This is a genomic window from Leucobacter sp. MMO-125 (assembly GCF_037148395.1).
Taxonomy (GTDB): Bacteria; Actinomycetota; Actinomycetes; order Actinomycetales; family Microbacteriaceae; genus Leucobacter.
The window spans coordinates 83,227-103,774 of sequence record NZ_JBBCTL010000002.1; the positions used below are offsets into that span (position 1 = coordinate 83,227).

14 protein-coding genes are annotated in these 20,548 nt (G+C 67.0%); 6 read left to right on the forward strand and 8 right to left on the reverse strand.

The window, feature by feature from the left end:
* Positions 1-69: 69 nt before the first annotated feature.
* Both WFI54_RS05225 and WFI54_RS05230 read right to left on the reverse strand, forming a co-directional pair.
* Positions 70-2,673, reverse strand: coding sequence for a DEAD/DEAH box helicase (locus WFI54_RS05225; RefSeq protein WP_336651737.1), 2,604 nt, complete (start codon positions 2,671-2,673; stop codon positions 70-72).
* Between the two features lie 20 nt (positions 2,674-2,693).
* Positions 2,694-4,106 carry a DUF2130 domain-containing protein gene (locus WFI54_RS05230; RefSeq protein ID WP_336651738.1) on the reverse strand — a complete coding sequence of 471 codons (1,413 nt, stop codon included), beginning with the start codon at positions 4,104-4,106 and terminating at the stop codon, positions 2,694-2,696.
* A gap of 181 nt (positions 4,107-4,287) precedes the next feature.
* Between WFI54_RS05230 and WFI54_RS05235 the strand changes: the two genes are divergently transcribed.
* From WFI54_RS05235 to WFI54_RS05245, 3 genes are all read left to right on the forward strand, one after another.
* On the forward strand, positions 4,288-5,382 hold the full coding sequence (locus WFI54_RS05235; protein WP_336651739.1) for an NADH:flavin oxidoreductase/NADH oxidase: 1,095 nt from the start codon (positions 4,288-4,290) through the stop codon (positions 5,380-5,382).
* Between the two features lie 67 nt (positions 5,383-5,449).
* Positions 5,450-6,643 (forward strand): winged helix DNA-binding domain-containing protein, encoded by a 1,194-nt coding sequence (locus WFI54_RS05240; RefSeq protein WP_336651740.1) that lies wholly within the window; start codon positions 5,450-5,452, stop codon positions 6,641-6,643.
* An 83-nt stretch (positions 6,644-6,726) separates the two neighbouring features.
* The gene (locus WFI54_RS05245; protein ID WP_336651741.1) at positions 6,727-8,526 is read left to right on the forward strand and encodes a cation:proton antiporter; all 1,800 of its coding nucleotides are present in this window, start codon (positions 6,727-6,729) and stop codon (positions 8,524-8,526) included.
* 33 nt (positions 8,527-8,559) lie between these two features.
* Here WFI54_RS05245 and WFI54_RS05250 read toward each other — a convergent pair whose 3' ends face one another.
* Positions 8,560-9,045: an Lrp/AsnC family transcriptional regulator gene (locus WFI54_RS05250; protein ID WP_336651742.1), complete on the reverse strand. Its 486-nt coding sequence runs from the start codon at positions 9,043-9,045 to the stop codon at positions 8,560-8,562.
* Positions 9,046-9,226: 181 nt separating this feature from the next.
* On the opposite strand from WFI54_RS05250, the gene ald reads away from it, so the two are divergent.
* On the forward strand, positions 9,227-10,354 hold the full coding sequence (gene ald / locus WFI54_RS05255) for an alanine dehydrogenase (protein WP_336651743.1): 1,128 nt from the start codon (positions 9,227-9,229) through the stop codon (positions 10,352-10,354).
* A gap of 229 nt (positions 10,355-10,583) precedes the next feature.
* Here ald and WFI54_RS05260 read toward each other — a convergent pair whose 3' ends face one another.
* The 5 genes from WFI54_RS05260 to WFI54_RS05280 all read right to left on the reverse strand — a co-directional run bounded on the left by WFI54_RS05260 (position 10,584) and on the right by WFI54_RS05280 (position 17,434).
* Complete coding sequence (locus WFI54_RS05260) at positions 10,584-11,909, reverse strand: alkylhydroperoxidase domain protein (protein WP_336651744.1); 1,326 nt, start codon at positions 11,907-11,909, stop codon at positions 10,584-10,586.
* Between the two features lie 74 nt (positions 11,910-11,983).
* Positions 11,984-13,927, reverse strand: coding sequence for an ABC transporter ATP-binding protein (locus WFI54_RS05265; protein WP_336651745.1), 1,944 nt, complete (start codon positions 13,925-13,927; stop codon positions 11,984-11,986).
* Positions 13,924-14,799: an ABC transporter permease gene (locus tag WFI54_RS05270; protein WP_336651746.1), complete on the reverse strand. Its 876-nt coding sequence runs from the start codon at positions 14,797-14,799 to the stop codon at positions 13,924-13,926. Before WFI54_RS05270 ends, WFI54_RS05265 begins: the two co-directional genes overlap by 4 nt.
* Positions 14,796-15,803, reverse strand: coding sequence for an ABC transporter permease (locus WFI54_RS05275; RefSeq protein ID WP_336651747.1), 1,008 nt, complete (start codon positions 15,801-15,803; stop codon positions 14,796-14,798). Before WFI54_RS05275 ends, WFI54_RS05270 begins: the two co-directional genes overlap by 4 nt.
* Positions 15,800-17,434: a TIGR04028 family ABC transporter substrate-binding protein gene (locus WFI54_RS05280; protein WP_336651748.1), complete on the reverse strand. Its 1,635-nt coding sequence runs from the start codon at positions 17,432-17,434 to the stop codon at positions 15,800-15,802. The genes WFI54_RS05275 and WFI54_RS05280 overlap by 4 nt, the downstream gene beginning before the upstream one ends.
* 215 nt (positions 17,435-17,649) lie before the next feature.
* On the opposite strand from WFI54_RS05280, the gene WFI54_RS05285 reads away from it, so the two are divergent.
* Entirely contained in the window at positions 17,650-19,746 is a 2,097-nt protein-coding gene (locus WFI54_RS05285) for an FAD/NAD(P)-binding protein (protein ID WP_336651749.1), read from the forward strand.
* Positions 19,739-20,434, forward strand: a complete 696-nt coding sequence (locus WFI54_RS05290; RefSeq protein WP_336651750.1) for an SDR family oxidoreductase — start codon at positions 19,739-19,741, stop codon at positions 20,432-20,434. The genes WFI54_RS05285 and WFI54_RS05290 overlap by 8 nt, the downstream gene beginning before the upstream one ends.
* Positions 20,435-20,548: the final 114 nt, after the last annotated feature.

Below are 20,548 nucleotides of genomic sequence, written 5' to 3' on the forward strand. Positions count from 1 at the left end.
CCTTCCTATGAAAACAGCATCAACTGAAGCAGTATGAGCCTGTTCGGAGCTGCGTTCACGCAGGCTCACTCAGCCGAGCGGGCCCACCCGTTGCACTCGCACCGCAGGCTCTCCTTCGACTTCTGAAGCGGCGAGATCCACGAAGCCTTCGATCCCCCAGTCGCGATCGCCTGCCGGATCGAGCAGCACCTGCCTGAAGCGCCAGACCCCCTCGGCCACTGCTTCTGCGCCGTTGTCGATCTCGAGGAGCCCCGCGGCGCGAGCATCGGCATCGATGCGGATCTCGTCATACTCGGTGAAGTAACCCGCCAGGGCATCGCGCCAACGCTGCTCACCGAAGTTGCCCGCAGCTGAGCCGTCGAGCTCGCCGAGTAGTTCGTAGCGTTCTTGGGCAGCGGCCTGCACCCGCAGGAAGAGCGCGTTGCGCAGCATCACGGTGAAAGCGCGCTCGTTGCGCAGCACGGAGCGGGTGGGCGGCGCGACCGTCTCGCCTGTGGCTTCCGCCTGCGCGAGCGCAGCGGCGTGAACCGCAGCGGCTTCCGGGTTCGAGAGCTCTTCCCACTCGTCGACGAGGCTTGAATCGACCTGCCGCACCAGCTCTCCCAACCAGTCGATGAGGTCGTCGAGTTCGTGGGTCTTGGACTGCTCGGGAATGGTGCGTTCGAGCGCACGGTAGGCATCGCTGAGGTAGCGCAGCACTCCGCCCTCGGCGCGACCGAGCTGGTAGAAGGAGACCAGATCGCGGAAGCCGAAAGCGCGCTCGACCATGTCGCGCACCACAGATTTGGGCCGCAGCTCATAGTCTCGCGCCCACGGCACCTCCTGGGCGTAGGCGTTGAAGGCCTCATCGAGCAGCTCTTTGAGCGGCTGCGGATGCGTCACCTCTTCGAGCAGTTCCATGCGCTCGTCATACTCGATGCCCTCGGCCTTCATCGCGGCAACGGCCTCGCCGCGGGCTTTGTGCTCCTGAGCGCGCACAATTGCGCGAGGATCTTCGAGGGTGGCCTCGATGATGGAGATCACATCGAGGGCGTAGCCATCGGACTCAGGGTCGAGCAGGTCGATCGCGGCGAGCGCGAACGGAGAAAGCGGCTGGTTGAGTGCGAAGTTGGCCTGCAGATCAACGGTGAGGCGCAGCAAGCGTTCGCCGCGCTCGTTCTCGTGCACCTCGACGATGCCGCCGTTGCGCAGCGTGCGGAAAATGCCGATAGCGGTGCGGGCATGCTCGTACTGGCGGGCCTTCGGCTCATGGCTGTCGAAGATGAGCATCTGCATCGTGTTCAGAGCCTCGCCCTCCCACTCCTCGCCGCGGCCGATCACGCCGAGCACCATGGAGTGGCTCACGCGCATGCGGCTCACCAGGGGTTCCGGCTGCGAGCCGACGAGCTTCTCAAGCGTCTGCTCGCTCCAGCCAACGAAGCCCTGGGGCGGTGCCTTCTTCTTCGGCCCTTTGCCCACTTTCTTGCCTGAGGCCGCCTTCGCCTGCGCTTTCGCGCTCTGCTTGGCGTTCTCGACCTCGTGTTCGGGTGCGAGAGCGATCACATCGCCCTCGGTGTCGAAGCCTGCCCGACCGGCGCGCCCCGCGATCTGGTGGAACTCGCGAGCGCTCAAGCGGCGCATCTTTTCACCGTCGAACTTGGTGAGCGCGGTGATGACGACGGTGCGGATGGGCACGTTGATGCCCACGCCGAGCGTGTCGGTGCCGCAGATCACGCGCAGCAGACCGCGCTGAGCGAGCTGCTCGACCAGTCGCCGGTATCGGGGAAGCATTCCCGCGTGGTGCACGCCGATACCCGCGCGCACCAACCGGGAAAGCGTGGTGCCGAAACCTGTCGAAAAACGGAAGTCGCCGATCGCAGCGGCGATCTCGTCGCGACCGGCACGGTCGACGATGCGGATGCTGGCGAGGGCCTGAGCCTGTTCGACGGCGTGCGACTGGTTGAAGTGCACGAGATAGGCGGGGGTCTGGCGCTGCTCGATGAGCTGCTCTACCATCTCGTGGGCGGGTGCCACCGCATAGCTGAAGCTGAGCGGCACGGGCCGTTCCACGCCTGTGACGAGGGCGGTATCGCGGCCCGTGGCATCGCTGAGGTCGGCGGCGAGTTCGGTGACATCGCCGAGTGTCGCCGACATCAGGAGGAACTGCGCGTCGTGCATGAGCAGCAGCGGCACCTGCCACGCCCAGCCCCGTTCGGAGTCGGCGTAGTAGTGGAATTCGTCCATGATGACCTGGGTGATGCCGCCCGCCTCGGGATTGTCGACGTCTTTGTCGCGGATGGCGAGATTTGCCAGGATTTCTGCGGTGCAGCAGAGGATCGGCGCATCCGGGTTGATCGAGGTGTCACCGGTGACCATGCCCACCCGGTCGGCCCCGAACACCGCGACGAGATCGAAGAACTTCTCACTCACCAAGGCTTTAATGGGGGCGGTATAGACGGTGCGGCGCTGCTCTGCGAGCGCGATGAAGTGAGCGCCGAGCGCCACAAGTGATTTGCCGGTGCCCGTGGGTGTGGCGAGGATCACATTGCTGCCAAGAGCAATGCCGAGCACCGCTTCTTCCTGGGCCGGGTACAGGCGCAAACCGCGCTCTTCCCACGCCCACTCCTCGAACGCCGCGAAGGCTTCGTCGGCCTCGGCGAAGGAGGAGGTTTCGAGCATCGATCCCAGGTTCATGCGTGTGCTTTCTCGCTTCTTCACTCGGCCGCGGATGCGTCGATGCCGCTCTCGAGCTCGGCGAACTTGGCCGCCATTGTCGGGTTCTTGCGGGTGAGCTTCTTGATGGTAACGCCCTGCGCCTTGTCGTTGGCGAGGCGCAGATTGCGTTCGGACCCCAGCAGCTCTTCTTTCACCTTCTGCAGTCTCGCAATCGCCTTGTCGATCTCCTCGATCGCCGTGTGGAACTTGCGCGTTGCAAGCTCGTAGTTGCGACCGAACGCACCCTTGAAGGCGTCGAGCTCCGACTCGAAGTTGGTGATGTCGATGTTCTGGGCCTTCACCTGCTCCAGCTCGGCCTTGTATTTCAGGGCGTTCAGCGAACCGTTGCGCAGCAGCGTAATCAGCGGCAGGAAGAACTGCGGCCGCACCACATACATCTTGGGGTAGCGATGCGAGACGTCGACGATGCCGTCGTTGTAATACTCGTTCTCCGGCTCGAGCAAGGACACGAGCACCGCGTATTCGCAGCCCTTTTCGGTGCGGTCTTTATCGAGCTCTTTGAAGAAGTCTTCATTCTTCTTCTTTGTGGCTGTCGTATCGGCCTCGTTCTTCATCTCGAACATGATCGACACGATTTCGATGCCGGCGGGATCGAGGTCGCGAAAAATGTAGTCGCCCTTGCTGCCCGAGCTCGCATCGTTGTCTTTCTCGAAGTAGGCATTCGGGAAGGCCATGGCGCGGTAGCGGTTGAAGGTGTTCTCGCAGTGCAGCTCAAGCGTCTCGCCGAGCATCTTGGTCGACAGGCGGGCCTTCATATCGCGCAAGCGCTCGATCTCGGCTTCGCGGTCTCGCAGTTGCGTCTCGTAGCGCTCCTTCAACGATTGCTCTGCGAGCTGTTTCTCTATCTCGGCACGGGCGAGACCGCTCTGCAGTTCATCACGCTCTCGTTCAACGCTGCCGACGGCCTCGGCGAGCGCGAGCTTCTGGGCGAGTTCGACGGTCTCGATCTGCGATCGCAGCTCCTGGATCTGAGCATCCTTCGCCGCGGAAGCACGCTCCAGCTCGGTCGTGAGCTTCGCCTCGGCCAGATCCACCGCCGCTTGCTTCTCCTGCCGCGCCTGCTCAAGCTCACTCGCGAGCGCGTCACGCTCCTTCTCGACCGCGCCGAGGGCCTCGGCAACCGCGAGCCGCCTGGCGGTCTCGGCTGCATCGATCGTTGCCCGCAGCTCCTGGATCTCCGAGTCCTTTGCAGCGGCGGCGCGCTGCAGATCGGCCGCCGACTGCGCAGCCGCAAGCTCAAGCGCCCTCGCTTTGTCTTGCTCGGCCAGTTCGAGCCGCTCGTGCAGCTGCTGCTCGAACTCATGGTCGCGCACCTGTTTCAGGATGTCGGCGTACCCGGCCTCATCGACGGTGAACGCCCTGCCGCAGTGCGGGCACTTGATCTCATGCATCCGGAGCCTCCTTCGACCTGTCACGGAACCCTACTAACCCTCCCACAGACCACTGACATTCCTGTTCGATCGCGCTGCGCACGCGCCCCCGAAGCGCCGCACAGACTCCCCGTAACCCTTCGCACACCCGCCCACGAGATCTGCCGCAGAACGGTCAGGGGCAGTCGATACACTTCCGCACATGGCAGATCCGCTCCTTTTCCAAGCAATCCAGCTGCGCAATATCGAGGTGCGCAACAGGCTCTGGGTCTCCCCGATGTGCCAGTACTCGGTCACTCAGCAGGACGGCGTGCCGCGCGACTGGCACCTGCAGCACATCGGTGCGCTCGCGCGCGGCGGCGCCGGTCTCGTGACTGTCGAGGCAACGGCGGTGGCACCAGAGGGCCGCATCTCACCGCGCGATCTGGGGCTTTGGAACGACGAGCAGACGGCGGCCTTCGCGGGGCTCGCGAACGCCGCGCACGCCCACGGCGCACGCATCGCGGTGCAGCTCGCGCACGCTGGCCGCAAGGCCTCCACCTATCCGTGGTTGCCGGGCGCACCCGAAGGCTCGATCCCCATGGGTGAAGGCGGCTGGCAGACCGTGGCCCCCTCAGAGGTGCCGTTCGGTGAGTTCGCCGCGCCGCGCGCACTCGGCATCGATGAGATCGCGGGCGTCGTCGCGGCGTTCGCGGCGGCAGCGGATCGCGCGGTCGCAGCCGGCTTCGACGCCGTCGAAGTGCATGCAGCCCACGGCTACCTGCTGCACGAGTTTCTCTCTCCGCTCTCAAATCTTCGCGGCGACGGCTACGGCGGTGATCTCGAACGCCGCGCACGGCTGCTGCTCGAAGTCGTGCGCGCGATCCGCATCCGCCATCCCGAACTGCCGATTCTCGTGCGCATCTCGGCGACCGAGTGGACTGCGGGCGGCTTCGACATTGACGAAGCGAAACTGGTCTCGGCGTGGCTTGTCGAAGAGGGTGCCGATCTCATCGACGTGTCTTCTGGCGGCAACACCCCGGCAGCGCGCATCCCTGTCGGCCCCGCCTACCAGACCTCGCTTGCCGCGCAGCTGCGCCGTGAGCTTCCAACCGGCGCCATTGCGATCGGAGCCGTCGGTCTCATCACCGAGGCCGCGCAGGCAGAGACCATCCTCGTCACGGGGCAGGCCGACGTGATCTTCGTGGGGCGGCCTCTGCTCGCAAACCCGCACCTGCCGCTGAGCTGGGCGCACGAGTTGCGCGCTCCATCGGCCGAGAGCCTCACGCCCGGCCCTTACCACCGGGCCCGGTTCTAAGGGAGCCGGCGGCACTGTTGGTGCCGCCGGCCCCGTCAATGTCGGTGGCCCGGTTTACACTGACCGCATGACCGACACGATCACCGCATCAGAGCTGCTGCGCCTGCGCATGCGTGCGCTGGGCCTCACCGCTGCGGCTGGAGAAACCGCCGATGCGTCTGAGTCAGACGGTCCACAGCGGATCGCGGAGGCCGCGCGACGCATGCTCGCGACGCAGGGGCAAGATTGGCGCTCCTCGCGCTGGGCACTGGGCGTGCGAACGCCTGGCACCAGCGTCGCCGATGTGCACGCCGCGTTCAACGCTGGCCTGGTCGTGCGCTCCTGGCCCATGCGCGGCACTATTCATGTCGTCGCTGCCGAAGACATCGGCTGGATGCAACAGGCCACCTCGCACCGGGTGCTCGTCGGTGCGCCGAAGCGGCGCGAGTTTCTCGGCATCAGCGATGCGGTGCTCGACACCCTCGTTGAGGTGTCGCTCGACGCACTGAGCGGGCTCGCCGCGGAGGGCCGCGGGCTCGACCGCGACGCACTCGCCGCGGCCTGGACCGACGCGGGCATCGAGTGGAGCAGCAACTGGCGCTACCACCTCATCTGGTGGCTGTGCCAGAACGGCCTGGCGGCCTTCGGCCCCGTTCACGGCACCGAACCGCTGCTAGTACGCGCCGACGAGTGGATTCGCGATGCCCGCAAGCTCGACGGCGACGACGCCCTCGCAGAACTCGCGGCCCGATACGCCGCAGCCCGCGGCCCCGTGCGCGAGCGCGACTTCGCCTGGTGGACCGGCCTCACCGTGCGCGAGGCCCGCCGCGCGATTGCGCTCGCTAGCGAAAGCGGCCGCCTGGTGCCGCTCCGCCTCGATGCTGTCGAGGGTGCCGCAGGCGCACTCTGGGCCGATCCCGAACTGCTCGGCGATCCGCTCTCCCGCGTTGCGTCAGGCGACGCCGAATGGCTCCTCCTGCCGTCGTTCGACGAGCACCTGCTCGGATACACCGACCGAGAACCGCAGCTCGATCCCGAGCACTTCGAACGCATCGTGCCCGGCCGCAACGGCATGTTCCTCGCGACTGTCGTGGCAGACGGCCGGGTGCTCGGCACCTGGCGGAGAGGCACGCGAAAGGGCGCGGGCCTCGAACTTTCACCATTTCCCGGGTCGCGCATCGACCTTGGAGCGCTCGAATCGTCGGCCGCACGCTGGGGCGCCTTTCACGCTCAGCAGACGCCCGAGCTCAGACTCACCGAATCCGCGGCAGACCCCTCATGACCCGGAGCCGAGGCGTCAACACCGTGCACCGCCCAAGCCTGCCATCGAAGCAGCAGGCGTGGCAGACGTGAGAGCCTAGAGCCATGGAATTCGGCCTCCTCTCAGTGATCGCGGTGATCCTGCTCGTCGGCGCATCGATCGTCGGTAGCAAGATCAGCATCGCGGCCCCTCTGCTGCTCGTCGTCATCGGGATCGGCATCGGCTACCTCCCCTTCATGCCGCTCGTGAGCATCGACCCCGAGATCATCCTCCTTGTCGTGCTTCCACCTCTGCTCTATGCCGCCGCCGTCAACGTGCCCATCGTCGATTTCCGCCGCAACTTCCGCCCCGTCATCGGGCTTTCCGTGCTGCTCGTGGTGATCTCGGCACTCGCCGTCGGCTTCCTCGTGCACTGGTTCGTGCCTGCGATCCCGCTCCCCGCAGCGATCGCCCTCGGCGCTGTTATCAGCCCCACCGACGCGGTTGCAGCGACCTCGATCGGCAAACGGCTCGGCATGCCCGAGCGGGTCGTCTCCATTCTCGAGGGCGAAAGCCTCGTCAACGACGCCACCTCACTCGTGCTACTGAAGACTGCAACCGCCGCCGTTGCAGGCAGCTTCGCGCTCGCACCGGCGACGGCCTCCTTCTTCTACTCGGTCGCTGTGGCGATCGTCGTCGGCCTCGTCATCGGCGGGCTGACCGTGTGGATCCGCTCCAAGCTCACCAGCCCGGTGCACGACACGATTATCTCGTTCATCGTGCCCTTCGTCGCGTTCATTCCCGCCGAGGAGCTGCAGGCTTCTGGCGTGCTTGCCGTGGTCGTCACCGGTCTTTACACCGGTCACCACGCGTCCAAACGTTTCAGCGCATCTGCGCGCACCAACGAGCGACTCAACTGGCGCACCGTGCAGTTCCTGCTCGAGAACGGCGTCTTCCTTGTCATGGGGCTGCAGTTGCACTCGCTCGTGGCTCAGGTCGGCGAGAGCGAGCTGCGCCTCCCCCACATCGGCATGCTCGCGCTGGGCCTCGTCGCACTGCTCATTCTCTGCCGTTCGGCCTTCATGGTGCCGCTCCTGCTGGGCATGCGCGGGGTGACACGGCACTACGAGCGACGCAACGCCGGCTACAACCACCTCAACGAACGGGTGCAACAATCGGGCATCGCAGAAAAGGCCGACGGCCGCTTCCGCGACCGGCTGCGCAGGCTCGACATCCGCACCAAACGATCTGCTGCCGACCTCGAACATGAGCGCGAGCAGCAACTCGGCTGGCGCGACGGCGTGGTGCTCTCCTGGAGCGGTATGCGCGGCGTGGTGACGCTCGCCGCTGCGCAGTCGATCCCCACTACCGTTCCCTATCGACCGCAGATCATTCTGGCGGCGTTCGCCGTCGCGGTCATCACCCTGCTGCTGCATGGCCTCACGCTGCCCGTGTTCATCCGCAAGCTCTGGCCCGACGGCGCCGGCACCGGGCACCAGAAGAAGGAACTGATATCGCTCAGCCGCGACCTCTACGAAGCCGCCAACGAGGCCATCGATGAAGCCGTCGAAGCACAAGAACGCGAAGACGAACGCACTCGCGAGGCCGCACGCGACGCTCAACCAGCGCGCGATCCCAAACAGCAAGAGCACACCGACATGGCAGTGCAGCGGGCGCGCGCGAGCGCGCGCAGCGCCCTCATCCCTCTCGCGGCGGCCGCAGCTCCGACGATGCCCCTCGAAACCCACGGCGCCGAGCACCCGGCACAGACCTACCAGCGGCTCCTGAGGCTCGCTCTGGAGGCGCAGCGCGAGACGCTTCTCGAAGAGCGCGCAATCGGTCGCTACAGCTCACAGGCCATCAGAGCGGCAGAGCTCGCGCTCGACGCCTACGAGACGAGGCTGTTGCCCCCGGCAGCGCTCTGAGCACCTCGCCGGCCAAGCTCGTGGTCAGTAAGGTCAGGCCTGCACGGGATTCTGGTGGTGGCTGAACACGATGCTGGTGCGGGTCGATGACACCGCCGGGTGCGCCGAGAGATGCTCCATGACGAAGTCGCGCACATGATCCGAATCGCGTGCCGCAAGGTGGATGATGAAGTCCTCCACACCGCCGAGGAAGAAAAGCTGCATCACCTCTGGCAGCGAGCGCAATTCGTCACTGAGCTCAGCGATCCGCTGCCGCGCACCCGATCTCACCGTCACGCTCACGAGCACCTGCAGGCCGAGCCCCATGGCCCGCGGGTCGACCGACGCCGTGAATCCCGTGATGATGCCGCGGCTGACGAGACTGCGCACCCGCGCAATGCAGGTTGAGGCGGCGACGCCCACCCGCTCCGCGAGTTCAGCGTTGGTGATGCGCCCGTTGGTCTGCAGCTCTTCCACAATTTTGCGGTCGACCTGGTCCAGCCCGACATCTGGGCGCAGATTCTTCGAATCCTCAGTCATCACAGCTCCGTATTCGCTCCGTTCTTCACCACTTTAGCGATGAATTCCGAAGAGAATTCATGTTTCTTTTGCGGAAAGCGAATATACTGCACAATCGAAGACATCCCGTGTCGCGATTTCTCTATCGAGGGTCGCGGTGCGTCCGGACCACACCGCACTTCCGAACACTCTGGAGCAGATCATGCGCGTCGGTATTCCCACCGAAATCAAGAACAACGAGAACCGCGTCGCCATCACGCAGGCTGGCGTCTACGAGCTGGCACGCCGTGGCCACGAGGTGCTGGTGCAGGCCGGCGCTGGCCTCGGCTCGGCGATCACCGACGAGGAGTACGCCGCCGCAGGCGCCAAGATCGTCGAGAGCGCCGATCAGGTCTGGGCTGACTCGGACATGGTGCTCAAGGTCAAGGAGCCCATCGCTTCGGAGTACGACAAGATGCGCAAGGGCCAGGTGCTTTTCACCTACCTGCACCTCGCAGCTGAGAAGGCACTCACCGAGGCCGTGCTCGCATCGGGCACCACCGCCATCGCCTACGAGACCGTGCAGCTGCCCAACCGCGGCCTGCCGCTCCTCGCCCCCATGTCCGAGGTCGCCGGTCGTCTCTCGGTGCAGGTCGGCGCTTACTCGCTCATGAAGGCGAACGGTGGCCGTGGCATCCTCCTCGGTGGCGTGACCGCCACCCGTCGTGGCAAGGTCGTCGTCATCGGCGGCGGCGCAGCCGGTGAGCAGGCTGCTCGCATCGCTTACGGCATGGGCGCAGAGGTCACCGTCATCGACATCGCGATTCCCCGCCTCAAGCAGCTCGAGGACGAGTTCAACGGTCGCATCCAGACCCGCACCTCGAATGCGCACAACATCACCGAGGCACTCAAGGACGCTGACCTCGTCATCGGCTCCGTGCTGATTCCGGGCGAGAAGGCTCCGAAGCTCGTCACCGACGAGATGGTCGCTCAGATGAAGCAGGGCTCCGTGCTCGTCGACATCGCCATCGACCAGGGCGGCTGCTTCGAGAACTCGAAGCCCACCACCCACGACAACCCCACCTTCGAGGTGCACAACTCGATCTACTACTGCGTCGCCAACATGCCCGGCGCTGTGCCCGAGACCTCGACCGCGGCGCTCACCAATGCCACCCTCCCCTACGTCGTCGCACTCGCCGACAAGGGCTGGGTCAAGGCGCTGAACGACGATGCCTCGCTCGCCAAGGGCCTCAACGCTCACGAGGGCGTCATCACCAACCACGGTGTTGCACTGGCGTTCCCCGAGCTCGCCTCGGCATCGCTTGAGGAGACTCTCGCCGCTCAGGCCTAATCCAGAGCAGTGCGCTTCAGTGGGCCCCGCTTCTTCGGAAGCGGGGCCCACTGGCGTTTCAGCGATTGCGGCGGAGTGGCGGATCCGGGTGCGGATCCGCCACCCTCCCGCGATCCGCACTCCACGTCGCCCCTCCCCATGCTTCGCATGCATCGAGGTCACCCCTGGGGCCCTGATTCCTACTCGGAAAGGGCCACAGGAGTGACCTCGATGGGGTGGTCCTGGTCGCTCAGAGCGTGGGTTCTCCGATGGAGAGCATGAGACGGTTCGCCCAGTTGAAGAACGCGCCCGCCTGAATCACGTCGAGCAGCGAGAGCTCGTCGAGGCCGACCTGCCGCAGCGCGGCGATCTCGGCAGCGCCGAAGCGCGACGGCGTCGCGGTCAGCGCCACGGTTGCATCGACGATTGCATCGAGCCTGGGCGACAGGCGCACCGAAACGCCCTCGTCGAGCAGGCGCTGCACCTCCGCCCGATCGGCGCCGTTCTCGCTTGCAAAACGCGCGTGCACGGAGGCGCAGAAGACGCAGCCGTTGAATCGCGAGGCCGCGGCAGCCGCGAGTTCGCGCTCGGCGCGGGGCAGCCCGGCGTCGGTGTTGGTGAAGATGTCGAGGTCAGTGAGGGTGCGCTCTCGAAGCGCCTCGGGATCACGCGCGAGCAGCCTGAAGTAGGGCATGTGCACACGGTCGCGCTGCACGAGCGCGTCGTAGTGGCGTTCGGTGAACTCGGCGACGGGCAGGGGCTCCAGCCACGGCTTCCAGCCGAGCACGTCCTGGGTGAAGCGCGGCGGCTCCTGCACCTCGGGGGCCGGCGGCAGCTGCTCGGCACGAGCCGCCGCCGGGGCTTCGGTGTTCGCCCCTGCGGTGCGGGCTTCTGCCGCACGCGCCACCTCCGCAGCGAGTGCGGGCAGCAAGGGCGAGCCTTCGCCAGTGCTCAGCTGTTCGAGGCCGTGCACGACTCGCAGCTGAAACGTGAGAAACGAGACCAGCTGCGAGAGCGTGATGACCCCAGTGGTGCTCCACCCGGCATCGAGCAGCTGTTGCAGCGAGCCGCGTGCGGCATCACGCGGGTGCAGCACGAGCAGGTGAGCGTGCTCGAGGGCCGCGGCAAGGCGGTCGCCGAGCGCGTAGGCAGCCTCGACCGAGGAGACGCTGTAGACGGGGCCTTCGGTGCTCTCGGGAGCGTTGTCGGCGCGGAAGGCTCCGTAGGGTCCGGATCCCGCTGCTCGTCCCGCCTCGGCGACGATGAGCGGTTCGAGAGCTTCACCGGCCCCGGCCCCGAGCCCCTTGCCAGTCTCTCGCAACAGGGCTCCGTAGAACTCGACCGCGGAATCCTGCTGGTGCAGTCGTGCCACGAATAGAGCCACGGCGGCGCGCTCTGCAAGGGTGACCTGGGAGGGGTCGTCGGGCACGAACAGAGCGTCGAAGCTGCCCTGGGCGTGGGTGCGCGCCTCGGGCCGCCGCCTGCGTGCTTCGTCGAGGGAATCGCCTGGAGCGATGCCCGCAAGGGCGTCAACAATGTCAGTGGTCGGGGATACGGTCGGGGTGTTCGATGACATAGGGTTCCGTTCGAAAGGAGATTGAAATGGAGCAGCCGAATCGCGAATGCCTGAAGCGAGGCCCGCCGCGCCCTCTAGATCACCCAGTGACCCGAGGCGAGCGAAGCACCAGGAATCGCGTCGATGAGCTGACGCGTGTAGGGGTGACGGGCGTTGCCGAAGACTTCCTCGGTGTCGCCGTGCTCGACCTGCCGGCCGCGCTGCAGCACCGAAACGGTGTCGGCGATCTGCCGCACCACGGCGAGGTCGTGGGAGATGAACACGTAGCTGAGGCCCAGCTCGGCTTGCAGCCGGGCGAGCAGGCGCAGAATCTGCGCTTGCACAGTCACGTCGAGCGCTGACACTGCTTCGTCGAGCACCACGAGTTCGGGTTCCACAATGAGCGCCCGGGCGATGGCGACGCGCTGCCGCTGACCGCCCGAAAGTTCCCGGGGCTGGCGGTGCGCGAAGTCGGCGGGGAGGGCAACGAGTTCGAGGGCGTGAGCGACGCGATCAGCCCGGTCTGCCCGTGACCCGATCGCGAAGTTGCGCAGTGGTTCGGAGAGCGTCTGGCCGATCGAAAGCCGCGGATCGAGCGAACCGTAGGGGTTTTGGTAGACGAGCTGGGTGGTGCGTCGAAACTCGCGCAGCTCTCGGCCACGCAGGGTGGTGACTTCGAGGGCGTGCACTGCGGAGGGCTCGCTTGCAGAGGGTCCGTTCGCGGCAGATCCGTTCGCGGACGGGCCGGATGCGGGAGCGCTGGCCTGGCCTGCGTAGATGCGAATACTGCCCGCAGTGGGCCTTGCGAAGCCTGCGATTGCGCGACCGGTGGTGGTCTTTCCGGATCCGGATTCCCCGACCAGGGCGTGCGTGGTGCCGCGGGCGACAGTGAAGGACACATCATCGACGGCCACGAACGCGTCGGCACCGTGCCCGAACTGCTGACGCAGCCCGCGCACTTCGAGCAGGGGGGCCGCAGCCGAACCGAGTGTTTCAGGAAGTGCACGTGGCGACGCCACTCGTGCCGGCGAAACCCTACGAGACTCGGACACCGGGTCTGACTCCCTCACTGGGTCTGACTCCGACTCCGGGGGTGACTCCCACACCGTGCGAGGTTCGGACACCGCGCCCACCTCAGACGCCCCGCCCGACACCGGCACCCCGCCCGACACCGGCGCCGCGCCCGACACCGACGCCCCCGACACGGTCAGCGTCTCCCGGTCAACAACCCGGCCGAACGACGGCGCATCGTGCATCAGCCGCCTCGTGTACTCCGACTCGGGCTGGGCAAGCACTCGGTCGCTAGGGCCGGATTCCTGCACCTCGCCGCCGCGCATCACCACGACGCTGTCGGCGCGATCCGCCGCCACCGCGAGATCGTGCGTGATGAACAGCACTCCCGTGCCCGTCTCGCGCCGCAGTGTGTCGAGCAGGTCGAGCACGGTGCGCTGCACGGTAACGTCGAGCGCCGAAGTGGGTTCATCGGCGATGATCAGTTCGGGGTTGTTCGCGATGGCCGCTGCGATGAGCACGCGCTGCCGCATGCCGCCCGAGAACTCGTGCGGATACTGCTTCGCGCGGCGCACCGGATCGTCGATGCCGACCTGTTCAAGCAGCGCGTGCACACGTTCGCGCACCTCCTCGCGGCTCGGCCTGCCGTGGATGCGCAAGGATTCGCTGATGGAGTGACCCACGGTGCGTACGGGGTTGAGCGAGTTGCCGGGATCCTGCGGGATGAGGCCGACGCAGCGGCCGCGCAGATCCTGCCAGCGCCGTTCCGAGAGCCCCACCAGTTCGGTGGTGCCTAAGCGGCGCTCGTTCAGCAGGATCGACCCGCGCGAGATACTGCCGTTCGAGGCGAGCAGTCCGATCACCGACTGGGCGACCGTGGTTTTGCCCGATCCGGACTCCCCCACAACAGCCGTGACCTTGCCCGCCTCGACATCGAAGCTCACCCCGCGCACCGCGTCGACGTGGCCATGACGGGTGCGATACTGCACTGCGAGATCGCGGATGCTGAGTAGCGGCTGCTCGCTCATGATCGTCCTCCTGAGCTGATGGCCTGGCTGAGTCTGTTGGTGGCGACCACGACGAGCACCACGACGAGGCCGGGCAGCGTCGTCAACCACCAGGCGGTGGAGACGTAATTGCGGCCCTCGGCGATGAGCAGGCCCCACTCGGGTGTGGGGGGCGGTGCTCCGTAGCCGAGGAATCCGAGGGTGGAGATCTGCAGGATCGCGGATCCCAGTTGCAGGGCGGCGAGCGCGATGACGGGGGTGAGCGAGTTCGGGATGACATGCCCGCGCAGCACGCCGAAGAAGGTGCCTCCCGAACCATAGGCGGCCTCGACGAACTCGCTGGCCCGCACGCTCATCACCTGGGCGCGCGACAGCCTCGCGAACACTGCGACCGAGGTGACTCCGACCGCGATCGCCGCGTTGGCGGTGCCGAAGCCGAGCAGAATCACCACGCTGAGCGACAGCAGCAGGGTGGGGATCGCAAGCATCACTTCAACGAAGCGCATGAACACGTCGTCGACCCAGCCACCGACGGCACCCGCCGAAACCCCGATGAGCGTTCCGAAGGCGAAGCCCACGAACACCGCAAGCAGCGCGGCCGAGATCGACTGGGAGGCACCGTGCACCACCCGCGAGAAGAGGTCGCGGCCTGTCGCGTCGGTGCCGAACCAGTGCTCGGCGCTCGGCGCCTGCAAGGCCGGTGCAACGGTCTCGGTGGGGCTCTGCGAGGTGAAGAGCCCCGGGGCGACAGCCCACGCGAGCGCGATGAGCAGCACGAGCAGCGGCACGATGAGGCCGGGCCGCAGCAGGGTGGTCCATGGAGAGGCGGATCGCGCGGCGTTCGGCGTTCCGCGTGCCGGGCCGAGGCCCGTGGCGGTTTCGACGGCGGTCATCGCGGGGCTCCTGTGGGTTCGTGGGTGTCGGATGCGGGCTGCGCCGCAACGGCGGCGGCCCGTGTGCGGGCCTGCGTCTGGCGCAGACGGGGATCGAGCACGGGGTAGAGCAGATCGACGGTCAGATTGATGACGACGTAGACCACTGTGGCGATCACCACGACTGCGAGCAGCACCGGGGTGTCGCGATTGGCGACGGCCTGAGCGGTGAGACTGCCGATGCCGGTGCGACCGAACACTGCTTCAGTGACGATCGCCCCGCCGACAAGCTCCCCAAACAGCAGGCCCGCCATGGTGAGGACCGGCAGCAGTGCGTTGGGGGCGACGCCGCGCCACAGCAGCCAACTGGTGCTGGCTCCTCGCGCCTTCACCACCGACACGAAGGGCTGCTCGCGTACCTCGTCGATGCTGCGCAGGAAGACCTGCGCAAGCGGTGCGGCGATGGGGATGGTGAGGGTGAGCACCGGCAGGATGAGGGCCTGTGCGTCGCTCGCGCCGATCACGGGGACGAGCCCCAGCTGAAAGGAGAAGATCTGCACGAGCACGATGCCGATCCAGAACACCGGCACCGAGACGAACAGCGGCGGCAGGTTGCGGAACACCCTTCGCAGCCATGCGCCCTTGCCGTACGAGGCAGTGAACGCGATGATCACGGCGAGCACCACGGCACCCGCGAGTCCGAGAACCGCGAGGGTCAGCGTGGAAGGCAGGGCCTCGGCGAGCAGATCGGAGACTGCCGCACCGCTCTGCACCGAGTAGCCGAGGTTGCCGCTCAGGAACGCGCCGATCGATTCGAAGTAGCGCACGATCAGCGGCTGATCGATGCCGTACGAGGCCCGGATCTGCTCGAGCTGATCCGGGGTGAGGCCCAGGTCGGGGTTGCCGAACCGGGCCATCACCGCGTCTCCGGGCAGCGCCGCGAGCAGCACGAAGGCGCACGTGTAGGCCAACCAGAGCACGAGCATGGCCTGGCCTACACGTCGCAGCACTGCGCCTCGGGTCATCGCTGCAGCGTCACTTCATAGAACGACGGGCGGCCGATCGACTCGGTCTTGAAGCCCTTGACCTGCGATCGCAGCCCGAACACCTGCGGTTCCTCGAAGAGGGGCAGTACGTAGGCCTGCTCGGCGAGGTGCTGCTGGGCGGCTGCGGAGGCCTGCTGACGCTCCTCAACCGTCGGCACCGAGGCGATCTGCGAGAGCAGCCCGTCGAGCTCGGGGTCGTGCAGCTCACCGGTGGCGGGGTCGAGGTTCAGCAGCGCGTTGCGGTTCTTGGAGAAGAACTGCGACTTCAGCACGTCGAAGTCAGCGCGGCCAACCATGGAGTGGTAGACCTGGATGGTGTCGAGTTGCAGTCGCGCGGCGTCCTGTGCGGCCTGGTCGCCGGCGAACAGCTCCACGCCCACACCGATCTTGCCCAGCTGCTCCTGAATCAGGGTGACAACCTCCTTGGAGCGCGGCTGCGGCAGCGCCTCGTTGAAGGTGAGCACGAGCTTCTGGCCGTCCTTCTCGCGGATGCCGTCACTACCGACCTTCCAGCCCGCCTCGTCGAGCAGTTGCGCGGCCTTCTTGGGGTCGTAGACGTAGTTGTCGGAGGTGTCGGTGTACCCGAGCGCCGACTTCGCGAGGATGCCGGTCGCGAGCGGGTAGCTGTCGCTGAACAGCGTGTCGACGATCTCTTCGCGGTTGATTCCGGCAATGAGCGCCTGACGCACCTTGATGTCCTGCAGCAGCGGGTGCGCGAAGCGGAAGCTCAGGCTGTTGTTCACGCCGTTGGTGGGGGCCGCAACGAGTTCGAGACCGTCGGCTTCGAACTGGGTTTCGTCGGGTGCGGGGATGGTGCGGGCGATGTCGGCTTGACCTGAGGTGACGGTGCCGACGCGCACGCTCGGCTCGCTCGCCACGATGAAGTCGACGCCGTCAATTTGCGCGGCACCCTGATGCTTCAGCGAGGGCGGTGCCCAGTCGTAGTCGTCGCGGGTGGTGAGCGAGAGTTCGGTGCCGATCTTCTCCGTGTCGATCACGAACGGCCCGCTGCCGACGATTTCGGCCGCGTTGCCCGGGCCGAAATCTTCGTTGCTGCGGTCGAGGGTAGCGTTCGAGAGCAGTCCCGAGTTGATGGTGGAGACGGCCTGCGCGAAGCCCGGTGACGGGGCGGTGAAGAAGAACTTCACGGTGCGCTCGTCGACGACCTCGCCGTGATCGTAGTTGTTGATCGCTTCGGATGCGGAGAGCGCACGGTTGCTGTCGCCCTTGCCGAAGAGGTCGAAGTTCTTCACAACGTTCTCGGCGTCGAGCGGTGTGCCATCGGAATAGGTGACGCCTTCGCGCAGGGTGAAGGTGTACTCGGTGGCGTCGGCGTTGACCTCGGGCAGGTCCTCCGCGATCCAGGGCTCGAGCTCGAGCGTCTGCGGGTTCTGGTAGAGCAGGCGGTCGGTGATCTGGTTGAGCACGCCCCCGTTGGGATAGAAGCCGCCGGCCGGCGGGTAGAGCGTGTTCCAGGTCTGCGGTTCGAGGTAGGTGAGGGTGCCGCCGCTGCTCTCGCCGCTATCGCTCCCCCCGCCCGCGGAGCAGCCGGTCATCGCGATCGCGACGGCGGCCAGCGCTCCGATCCAGGCGATACGGCGTGTTCTCATGGGGTACTCCTCGTGGTGATCAGGGGCGGATCGCGATGCGTGATCCGCCGTTTCAGCTCTGGCGCGTCTCTCGCACCGAAAGCTATTGTTATGGCTCGCATAACTTCTGCGAAAGTCATCGTGTAACAGAAGTTCACACACGAGGCGCCCCGCCGGGGCGTCACATTCAGTCATCTGCCACCCCTTCTCTCGACGAACAGGCCTATAACGGAACCATGTCCACTGCGAACCGAGCCACTATCGCGATCGTGGGAGCCGGCCCGCGCGGCGCCTCACTCCTCGAACGCATCGGCGCCAATCTCGGCGACGATGCGCCGCCGATCGACGTGCACGTCATCGACCCGGCACCCTCCGGCGCCGGCAGAATCTGGCACCCCGAACAGTCCCGCGAACTGTGCATGAACACGCTCTCGCACGCCGTAACCCTGTTCACCGAGCCAGGCAGCAGCCTCGCAGGCCCGGTGATTCCCGGCCCCACGCTCTACGAATGGAGCGTGCTGAGCCTGCACGCGGAGTTTCCGTCCGATCGCTCCGTCAAGGCCGTCGCGGCGATCCCCAGCCCCCACGTCGCAGCCTTCGAGGCGTTTCCGCCCCGCCAGGGCTTCGCCGCCGACTTCCGCGACGAGCTTGAAGCCACGTTGCCCGAATCGCACCCCAGCCGCGCCCTCTACGGCGAATACCTGAGCTGGTGCTACGAACGGGCCGTCGCACTGCTCCCACCCAACGCGCGCGTGATCCGCCATCGCACCACCGCCGTCGGGATCGAACGCCACGGCTCCCGCGAACGCATCCAGCTTGCGGCGGTGGGCGAGCACGGTGCGGGGTGGATCGAGGCCGACGCCGTCATTCTCGCCACCGGATGGATGCCGCGCTCAGACACCGCAGCCGAACGCGCCATCGCGCACGAGCTGGAGCGACGGCCCGAGCTCGTCTGGGTGCGACCCGCGAGCCCCATCGAACAAGATCTGAGCCGGGTACCCGCAGGTGAACCCGCCATCGTGCGCGGCCTCGGCATGGGATTCTTCGACGCCATGGCGCTGCTCACCATCGGTCGCGGCGGCGCATTCGCACCCGACCCAGACACCACCAGCGGCCTGCGCTACCTGCCCTCCGGCCGCGAACCCGTGCTGCACGCCACCTCCCACCGCGGCGTGCCATTCCGCGCCAAATCGCTCTACCACTCACTGCCACCCAACCCGCAACAGCGCCTGCTGCTGGGCGTCGACTGGGCCGCGATCCGCCGCCCCATCGACTTCGACCGCGTGCTCTGGCCGCGCATCGTGGCCGACGCCTACATCGACCACGTCGAAACGCTGCACCGGGTGCGGCCCACCGCCGTCGCAGCTTCGCCTCAGGAGATCCGCGCCGCAATCATCGCGGCCCTCGACGAACTGCTGCACGATGCCACCCCCAATCCCGCCCCCGGCGGTGACGACCTCGACCGCGCACCCGCCAGCATCGCAGCCGCCGTCGCACCGTTCATCCCCAACCCAGCCGACCGCTTCGACCTGCTCGGCGAAATGCACCCCGCCGAGCGCGACTTCGCCTCCCCCGAAGCATTCGACACTTTCGTGCGCGAACGCACTGCAGCAGACCTGCGTGAGGCAGAGTTGGGGCGCGACAGCGCCGTGAAAGCCGGCCTGTGGTCGATCAGCGCGGCGCGCGGGGCAGCGGCCCGCATCGGCACCCTCGGCGGCTTCGACGCAGAATCGCGCGGCTCAGGCTACGCGCTGCTCACCTCGCTCGGAGGCATGGTCGGATCCGGCCCGCCCGCGTTCCGCAACAGGCAGCTGCTGGCCCTCGCCGATGCCGGCCTCGTGCGCTTCGTCGGCCCGCATGCCTCGGTGCACGTCAGCGACGAGGGCTTCGTCGCCGAATCGGCGCGCGTTGCCGGATCCCGTGTCGTCGCCCCCGCCCTCGTTGATGGCTGGATGCACTTCCACCGCCTCGACGAAACGGTCGATCCGCTGGCCCGCACCCTCCTCGACGCAGGCCGAGCCCGTCCCTTCCGCGTGGCTGCGCGCGACGGCGCCGCACTCGTCACCGGCGCCTTCGAGATCGACGCCGCCACCGGGCGGCTCATCGGGAGCGACGGCAGACACGACCCCGCCGTGCACGTTGCGGGTATCCCCGTCGACGAGCAACTGCACGGCACCATCATCAGCCCCATGCCGGGCACCGACCCGCCGATGCTGCGCGAGACCGACCGCATCGCGCGCAGCGCACTCGGGATCGCGCTCGCACGCACCGACCAAGCCTCACCCCATGGCACCGCACCGCACCCCCAACTCGAAGGAGCGCTCCATGTCTGACCCCCGCCCCGTCGCCGTCATCACAGGCGCATCGAACGGCATGGGCCGCGAGATCGCCCGAGAGCTCGCCAGTAGCCACCGCATCATCGCCGTCGGGCGCGACGCCGCGAGGCTCGACGCCGTCGCCGAGGAGACCGGCGCCGAGACGTGGCGACTCGACGTTTGTGAGGAGGAAGCGTTCGCGCAGCGGATCGCGGGTCTCGACCGCCTCGATGTGCTGGTGCACGCGGCGGCGGTCTCGCAGCAGCGCGCCGTCGCGGACGCGAGCGCCGACGACTGGAACCAGCAGCTCTCCGTAAACGTGGTCGCGCCCGCCCTCATCACGAAGCACGCCCTGCCGCTCTTGCGCGCGGCGCAGGGCACCGTCATCTTCATCGGTTCCGGGGCGGGCACCAGGCCCGTGCCGGGCAACGCGATCTACACCGCGGCGAAGCACGCGCTGCGCGCCGTCGCCGATGTGCTGCGCATCGACGAAGAACCGCACCGCGTGCGTGTGGCAACGATCGCGCCCGGTCAGACCGACACCGACATGCTGCGACAGCTGATCCCCGCCGACGCCTACACGCCCGAACGCTACATCCGCCCCTCCTCCGTAGCAAGTGCGGTGCGATTCGTAGTCGACGCGCCGGCCGACGTGCAGATCACCGACCTCGCCGTGCGCCCCAGGCAGGAGATCGCCCGGATCTAAGGTGGCTGCGTGAGCGCGAGCCTGCGAGCCTGCGAGCCTGCGAGCCTGCGAGCCTGCGAGCCTGCGAGCCTGCGAGCCTGCGAGCCTGCGAGCCTGCGAGCCTGCGAGCCTGCG